Genomic DNA, 7,030 nt, shown 5'->3' on the forward strand with positions numbered 1-7,030 from the left:
ACGCGATATAAAGAATTCTTTATATCAAGTCAATCGGCCTAAAATGGCCATTTTTCTACCGCTAAGGTAGAGAAAGTCTCAAAATCGGAAGAGGACATGATGACTCATTGAAAAAGCGCATTGCCAGCGAATAATGAACGGGCTAGAGGGCTTTTCGCAGGCAAGCTGCAATCGTTGTAACGTGCCTGTCAGGTTTTCATAAGTTTTGCTAGGGGGTTTCCCATATGAAGAAAATTGCTGTATCTCTCGTTCTTGCCGCTTCGCTCGGTTTGGCCGCTTGCTCGGGTGCTGAAGAAGCTACCACAGAAGCAACCGAAACCACAGAAGCTACCACTGAAGCTGCTGACGCCGCTGTAGAAGGCGCTGAAGCTGCTACCGATGCTGCTGCAACTGAAGCAACTGCAACTGACGCTGCTGCAACTGCAACTGACGCCGCTGCAACTGCGACCGACGCTGCTGCTGCTGCTGGTGAATCCGCAGAAGCTGCGAAAGAAGCTGCGAAGTAATATTCGCGCTTTTTAAGCGAAAGCATTTGATGAGGGCTGTCCTGTTCACAGGACGGCCCTTTTCTTTGTCGGTCCCTCAACAATATACCTGATGCCCGCGGCACCCTGAAGGTTGGGGGAATCATTTATTGACCGTGGTACGTCGCCACCGTGCGTGAAACAAACTGCATGAATGACATCCGTTGCGGGATAGGGGCGGTCGTGCTGCCCATCATAACTGCAACCGCATAGCGCGTCCCATCAGGCGCGGTCATAATCCCAATATCGTTATAGCCAGTGGAAACGGGCGGCAGAACTTGGCCTGTGCCGGTCTTGTGAAGAAAGCGCCAACCTGGCGGTACGCCAGCCTTCAGTCGATTTGGACCGCTTGATGTGCGCGACATGATGCCTAGGATCAGACGAGTAGAAGAGGCAGAAAGCAACTCGCCCCTCGCTAATTTTGCGAGCGCGCGGACAATCGCTTCAGGACTGGCTCCGTCGACCGGATCAGCCAGATAACGATCTAATGCCGCCTTACGCGTCGCGAATGGAACCGCTTCCCGCGCCGCGTAAAAACGACGTCCAATCGAATATTCCTGGCGCCATTCCATCCCGGCAATGCTACTTTGCATCAGACGCTCGCCAGGGCCGAACCGGATCGCGCCAAGATTTTTGCGAACCAGGAAATTCTGCACGGCCTGCGGCCCGCCTGCAGTGCGCAACAGTGAATCGTTGGCAGTGTTATCACTGCCGATAATGGCTTGCTCAAGTAAAGCCAGCACCGACACCTCGATTTCACCGCTAGCAATGACGCGATCGCGGATCGGCTGATGAAAAACGGCGAGATCATCACGTGTGATGCGTACTTTTTGGTCCAACCGGACTTTGCCTTGATCAACGAGATCCAAAATTGTTAGCGCCACCCATGTCTTGGATACGCTTTGCTGCGGAAATAGTTCGTCAATCCGCTTACCCGTTATCCACTCGCCCCCGTCAATGCGCATGATTGCAACGCCAGTGCGCCCCGGGAATATCCGCCATTGATCGTTCAGCAGGTTTTCAAGTCCGGCAGGCGCCCGAACAATAGCCGGACGAGCTGGCGCTCCCATTGCAACAGGTTGAGACGGAGGTATTGAGCGGGCTGGTGCGGGCATCGCTGTTGCCAGCACCGGCTGAACGCGCGGCGGCGCTCGCTCTGCAGCGACACATGATGTCAATAAAGACAACATAGCCAAGGAGGCAATGGCTTTACGAAGCGCGTCTTGGGCGCCCTTTCCCCTAATCTTTGTTACCCGGACCATGCATAGCTGATAGGACAGACGGTCGCATGATGACAGCATTTACAGAAATATTTGCGACGAACGATTCCAAAGGATCGACAAGATGCGGATCAAGCACTCCATAGGATGAGATACAATCCATTGCAGGATTTACTTGCACGCAGGGCGGCTTCATAGTTGCATCAGGAAATCAAACATTCAGGGTTGGCGGCATATATGGACACCATATTCATAGGACAGAATTCCAGCGGCCAAGAAATGCTTACCCTCAAACGCGCCAACCGGCATGGATTGATAGCCGGCGCCACGGGCACAGGGAAAACTGTCACCTTGCAGGGCATTATTGAGGGATTGTCGGCCGCAGGCGTTCCGACTTTTGTTGCTGACATAAAAGGGGATTTATCCGGGCTAGCGATGGCAGGATCGCCGTTGACTAAAACGCATGAAATTTTTGCCGCCCGCGCTGCCGAGATTGGTCAGCAGGACTGGGCATATAAAGACAATCCATCGCAGTTTTGGGACCTTTTTGGCGAACAGGGTCACCCGGTCCGCACGACTGTCTCAGAAATGGGGCCCTTACTACTGGCGCGGCTTATGAACCTTAACGAGGTGCAAGAAGGTGTTTTAAATATCGCATTCCATGTGGCTGACAAGGACGGGTTGCTGATGCTCGACCTCGATGATTTGCAGGCGATGCTGGTGTATTGCGGAGAACAGGCTGAGAAGCTGACGCTCGAATATGGAAACATCTCGAAACAATCGGTGGGCAGCATTCAGCGCGCCTTGCTTCAATTGCGCTCTCAGGGCGGCGAACATTTTTTTGGAGAGCCTGCGCTCGATTTGGACGATCTGATCCGATGCGATGACAATGGCCGGGGCATCGTAAATATTCTTGCTGCCGATCGCTTGATGTCGAGCCCGAAGTTATATTCCACATTTCTTCTGTGGCTGCTGTCCGAGTTGTTTGAAACACTTCCCGAAATTGGTGATCCGGACAAGCCGAAGTTGGTTTTCTTTTTTGATGAAGCTCATTTGCTTTTCGACAATGCGCCAAAGGCATTACTCGAGAAAATCGAGCAAGTAGTCCGTCTTATCCGGTCCAAAGGCGTCGGCGTGTATTTCATCACGCAAAATCCTATCGATATTCCTGACACTGTTGCGGCGCAGCTCAACAACCGCATTCAACACAAGCTGAACGCTTTCACCCCGCGGGATCAGCAGGCGGTCAAGTCAGCAGCGGAAACTTTCCGCCCTAACCCCGCGCTCGATGTCGCGCAGGTCATAACCGAATTGAAGATTGGTGAAGCACTCGTGTCCTTGCTTGAGCCGGACGGGTCGCCTTCGATTGTGCAGCGTACGCTGATCAAAGCGCCGTCAAGCCGCGTCGGGCCCCTAACCCCGCAGGAACGGGGCATTATGATTACGACCGATGCCATCGGCGACAAATATGACACCCTGATCGACCGAGAATCTGCGGAAGAAATATTGGCAGCCAAAGGAGCGCAGGCTGCTGCGGCAGCGGAAGAAGCAAAAGCGCAGGCTATTGCCGACAAGGAAGCCGCGGCCGCGGCCAAAGTTGCGGCTCGCGCCGAAGCCGCCGCTGCAAAAGAGGCTGCGCGCCAGCAAGTTGTGGCAGCACGAGAGGCGGCAAAGCCGAGCATGGCAGATAAGATGCTGCAGTCGGCAGCACGGTCCGCCGCAACATCAATCGGCCGTCAGGTCGCCGGGTCCTTTGGTAAGTCGTTAGTGCGGGGAATTTTGGGTGGTTTGTTTAAATAGGTCAGCCGCGACCACGGTAGGCCTGAACACCCTGATCCGGTAACCACAAGCCTTTGGGTGGCTCACCTGACTGCCAAAACACGTCAATTGGGATTCCCCCGCGCGGATACCAGTATCCCCCGATGCGCAACCAGTGGGGCTTCATTTCGGCAAAGAGGCGCTGTCCGATGCCAACGGTGCAATCTTCGTGAAATGCAGCATGGTTTCGGAAAGAACCCAGGAACAACTTTAGCGATTTTGATTCTACGATTGTCGAATCTGGCGCATAGTCGATAACCAGATGTGCGAAGTCAGGCTGCGCCGTAACTGGACAAAGTGAAGTAAACTCGGGCACCGCGAAACGCGCCAGATATAAAGTGTCAGGGCGCGGGTTGGGCACGTAATCCAGCTGCGCCTCTTCTGGCGTTTGAGGAAGCGCGCTTTGCGCACCCAGAAATTTTGGCTGTGAAATATCGGTCATGTTCGAACATTTAGCCGGTTCGTCACGGGAAGCAAACGGGTCATGCGAAACGGATGAGATATTCATTCGTCGTTCACGCGTAACCGCTTTGGGCGTTATCGACTTATGGTGACCCACGAACCAACACAGCGACGTAACCTGAGTTTGGTTACTGGCGCGCTCCTGCTGGTCTTCAGCGGGGCATCGACAAGTCATGCGCAGGATGCAGGCCTCGATACCCCGCCGGAGCTTCGGGACTTTCGTCTCGACCCTCCCCCGCCCGAAGCAGTTCCGGGCCCAGAGGTGCGTACGCCGCTTCCTCAACAAGAGTCGCCGGATAACCCGCGCGCTGCAACCCCGCTGCCGGCTGCACCTGCGCCACCCCTCGTTCGCGAGGCAGGTCCACAAGCTTCGCAACCTCAAGTTCCAGAGCCTGCCCCATCCGAAGATGTGCCCCCAAGTCAGCAGGCGCAGCGAGAGGCCGGGACCGCGCCGCCGGAAACAACAAGCACTGATGTGAGGCCACCCCAAGCCGATCGTCAGCCAACGACAGAAGCCGCTACGCCACCAGAAGCGGAGAGCATTGCAACAACGGTGATCGCTGGTATGGCGGCTCTATTGCTCGCCATTACAGGCCTGTTTTATCTGCTATGGCGGAGGCCAAAGCCCGCCCCATCGGTTGCAGTTTCGCAAATGCGAAAGCCGCCAAAGCCTGCAACTCCCAATCGACCCAACGCCAGTGTCGAGCCCCCTGCGCTCTCCCTCGTTCCCCGCGCGAAACCTTCACCCGCAAGCCCCATAACAATGTCCTTCATACCGCAAGACGCGGTTGTCAGTTTCAGCAGCCTGACGATTCAGGGCCTTTTGCAAATCGCCAGTACAGACGACTCCGAGTCTGGAGACCTGGAGTTACATGCGGTCCTGATTTCTGCCAGCAACGAACAGCAACGCGCAATCGACAGTTTTTTAGCAAATCCGGGCCAGTATCTCCCAAGCTCGCTGGGCTCTGTCAAACCCGGCGAGAATACTGGCTTGCCTCTAAAGCTTAGCGTGGCGCTGAACGAGATGCAGGAATTTTCTCTCCAGAACAAAACGCTGCTAGCACCGATTCTCGTCGCGAAACTGTCCCGTGTGCCACCCGGCGGAGAGTCGGAGGAAATTGCCCGATTGGTATGCATGATCGGACGTGAATCTTCGCCGCCGCAACCCAAAATGGCGCCATTGCGCTTGGACCAAGGCCCACGCCGTTTTGATCGATTGGGCCAGCGGGCCCTTGCTTCCTGAAAACCTGTATCGTGCGTGGCTGGCGGTCTGGCTACTGCCTAGCTTATGAAGACGCTCATCCCGGTATTCGGGGACCAACTCAGCCATGAACTTTCCTCCTTAGCGGGGCAGTATAAAAATTCATGTATCGTTCTGATGGTCGAGGTCGATGAAGAGACCGGCTATGTACCGCACCACAAATCCAAGATAGCGTATATTCTCTCCGCCATGCGCCATCATGCAGAGGATCTGCGCAGAGCAGGCTGGACTGTTGATTATGTCGGGCTGACAGACGCCGAAAACAGCGGGAGCTTCACTGGCGAAGTTGCCCGGGCCATCGAACGACACAAGGTGTCCGCATTACGCGTGACCGAAGCTGGCGAATGGCGCGTCAAAGCCATGCTCGATAGCTGGCCCGACCGTTTTGACGTCCAAGTAACGATTCTGCCTGATGACCGGTTTTTGTGTACCCACGCCGAGTTTGAACGCTGGGCCAAAGACCGCAAGCAATTGCGTATGGAATATTTCTACCGCGACATGCGGCGAAAGTCTGGCCTGCTTATGAACGCCGACGCGCCTGAAGGTGGGCAGTGGAATTTCGATACCGAAAACCGGAAACCGGCCAAGCGCGATCTGGTGATGCCGGAACCACTGCATTTCGCGCCAGATGATATTACGCAGGGCGTCCTCAAAATGGTCGAAGAACGCTTCGCTGGTAACATTGGCAAGACTGCCAAGTTCGGTTTTGCCGTCACACGTGAAGATGCGCTCAAGCAGCAGAAGCATTTTCTAGATCATGCTTTGCCGAATTTTGGCGATTATCAGGACGCGATGCTGACCGGAAAGCCGTTTTTGTGGCACTCGATTCTGTCGCCTTATATCAACTCCGGCTTGCTTGACCCGCTTGAATTGTGCCGTGCGGTCGAAGAGAAATATCAGGCAGGCAAGGTCCCGATTAACGCTGCCGAAGGTTTCATCCGGCAAATCATCGGCTGGCGTGAATATGTGCGCGGCATTTATTGGAGCGCGGGTCCGGAATATGTCGATAGTAACGCGCTTGCTGCGCACCGTCCACTTCCTGCGTTTTATTGGACGGGCGAGACCGACATGCATTGTCTGTCGCAGGCGATTGGCCAAACGATAGAATTTTCATACGCGCACCACATCCAGCGACTGATGGTTACGGGCAATTTCGCTCTGTTGGCGGGCCTTGATCCGAAGGCCGTCCATGAATGGTATCTCGCCGTCTATGCCGATGCGTACGAGTGGGTCGAATTGCCAAACAGCTTGGGCATGAGTCAGTTCGCCGATGGAGGCGTGCTGGCGTCAAAGCCTTATGCGGCGAGCGGTGCATATATCAATCGGATGTCCGATTATTGCTCACACTGCCGCTATGACGTCAAGCAACGTGTTGGATCAAAGGCGTGTCCATTCAACGCGTTATATTGGGAATTTATTGCTCGAAACAAAGATAAATTGCGTAAAAACCCGCGCATGGCGATGCCATATAGAAATTGGGACCGAATGACAGAGGCTGATAAAGTTGCGCTTCGCGACCAAGCACAGCAATTTCTCGAAACACTTGGATAGTTTGCAAAAGCTGCTTATCTTGCGGCGCACAAGAATCATAAATGCGGGCAAGGACGAAAATCATGGAATTGTTAGTAAGCACCGAATGGTTGGCTAAAGAAATCGGCGCGTCCGACCTACGTGTGGTCGATGCGACATATTTCATGCCCGACGCTGGCCGCAACGCGCAGGCGGAATATGAAGGCGGACACATC

General features: G+C 54.6%; 6 protein-coding genes and 1 pseudogene. 5 read left to right on the plus strand and 2 right to left on the minus strand.

The window, feature by feature from the left end:
- Nucleotides 1-224: 224 nt before the first annotated feature.
- The gene (locus tag ACK4S7_RS08490; protein WP_409645911.1) at nt 225-506 is read left to right on the plus strand and encodes a hypothetical protein; all 282 of its coding nucleotides are present in this window, start codon (nt 225-227) and stop codon (nt 504-506) included.
- A 125-nt stretch (nt 507-631) separates the two neighbouring features.
- Here the strand turns inward: ACK4S7_RS08490 and ACK4S7_RS08495 are convergent, their stop codons facing one another.
- Nucleotides 632-1,639 (minus strand): serine hydrolase, encoded by a 1,008-nt coding sequence (locus tag ACK4S7_RS08495; RefSeq protein ID WP_409645913.1) that lies wholly within the window; start codon nt 1,637-1,639, stop codon nt 632-634.
- A 342-nt stretch (nt 1,640-1,981) separates the two neighbouring features.
- Here ACK4S7_RS08495 and ACK4S7_RS08500 point away from each other — a divergent pair, with 342 nt between their 5' ends.
- Complete coding sequence (locus ACK4S7_RS08500; RefSeq protein WP_409645915.1) at nt 1,982-3,544, plus strand: helicase HerA-like domain-containing protein; 1,563 nt, start codon at nt 1,982-1,984, stop codon at nt 3,542-3,544.
- A 1-nt stretch (nt 3,545) separates the two neighbouring features.
- On the opposite strand, the gene queF is transcribed toward ACK4S7_RS08500, so the two are convergent.
- On the minus strand, nt 3,546-4,004 hold the full coding sequence (gene queF, locus ACK4S7_RS08505; protein WP_409645917.1) for a preQ(1) synthase: 459 nt from the start codon (nt 4,002-4,004) through the stop codon (nt 3,546-3,548).
- Nucleotides 4,005-4,109: 105 nt separating this feature from the next.
- Between queF and ACK4S7_RS08510 the strand changes: the two genes are divergently transcribed.
- The 3 genes and pseudogenes from ACK4S7_RS08510 to ACK4S7_RS08520 all read left to right on the plus strand — a co-directional run.
- Complete coding sequence (locus ACK4S7_RS08510; protein WP_409645919.1) at nt 4,110-5,267, plus strand: hypothetical protein; 1,158 nt, start codon at nt 4,110-4,112, stop codon at nt 5,265-5,267.
- A 45-nt stretch (nt 5,268-5,312) separates the two neighbouring features.
- Nucleotides 5,313-6,836 (plus strand): cryptochrome/photolyase family protein, encoded by a 1,524-nt coding sequence (locus tag ACK4S7_RS08515; protein ID WP_409645921.1) that lies wholly within the window; start codon nt 5,313-5,315, stop codon nt 6,834-6,836.
- Nucleotides 6,837-6,898: 62 nt separating this feature from the next.
- Nucleotides 6,899-7,030 (plus strand): annotated as a pseudogene (locus tag ACK4S7_RS08520) (sulfurtransferase); the annotation flags it as partial.

This window comes from Sphingorhabdus sp. (genome assembly GCF_046292425.1).
In the GTDB taxonomy this organism is placed as follows: Bacteria; Pseudomonadota; Alphaproteobacteria; order Sphingomonadales; family Sphingomonadaceae; genus Sphingorhabdus_B.

What these genes read in the sequence shown, in the direction of transcription:
- ACK4S7_RS08500 (WP_409645915.1), top strand. Translation starts at nt 1,982, where the DNA reads ATGGACACCATATTCATAGGACAGAATTCCAGCGGCCAAGAAATGCTT.
- ACK4S7_RS08510 (WP_409645919.1), top strand. Translation starts at nt 4,110, where the DNA reads ATGGTGACCCACGAACCAACACAGCGACGTAACCTGAGTTTGGTTACT.
- ACK4S7_RS08515 (WP_409645921.1), top strand. Translation starts at nt 5,313, where the DNA reads ATGAAGACGCTCATCCCGGTATTCGGGGACCAACTCAGCCATGAACTT.
- ACK4S7_RS08490 (WP_409645911.1), top strand. Translation starts at nt 225, where the DNA reads ATGAAGAAAATTGCTGTATCTCTCGTTCTTGCCGCTTCGCTCGGTTTG.
- queF (WP_409645917.1), bottom strand. Translation starts at nt 4,004, where the DNA reads ATGACCGATATTTCACAGCCAAAATTTCTGGGTGCGCAAAGCGCGCTT.
- ACK4S7_RS08495 (WP_409645913.1), bottom strand. Translation starts at nt 1,639, where the DNA reads ATGCCCGCACCAGCCCGCTCAATACCTCCGTCTCAACCTGTTGCAATG.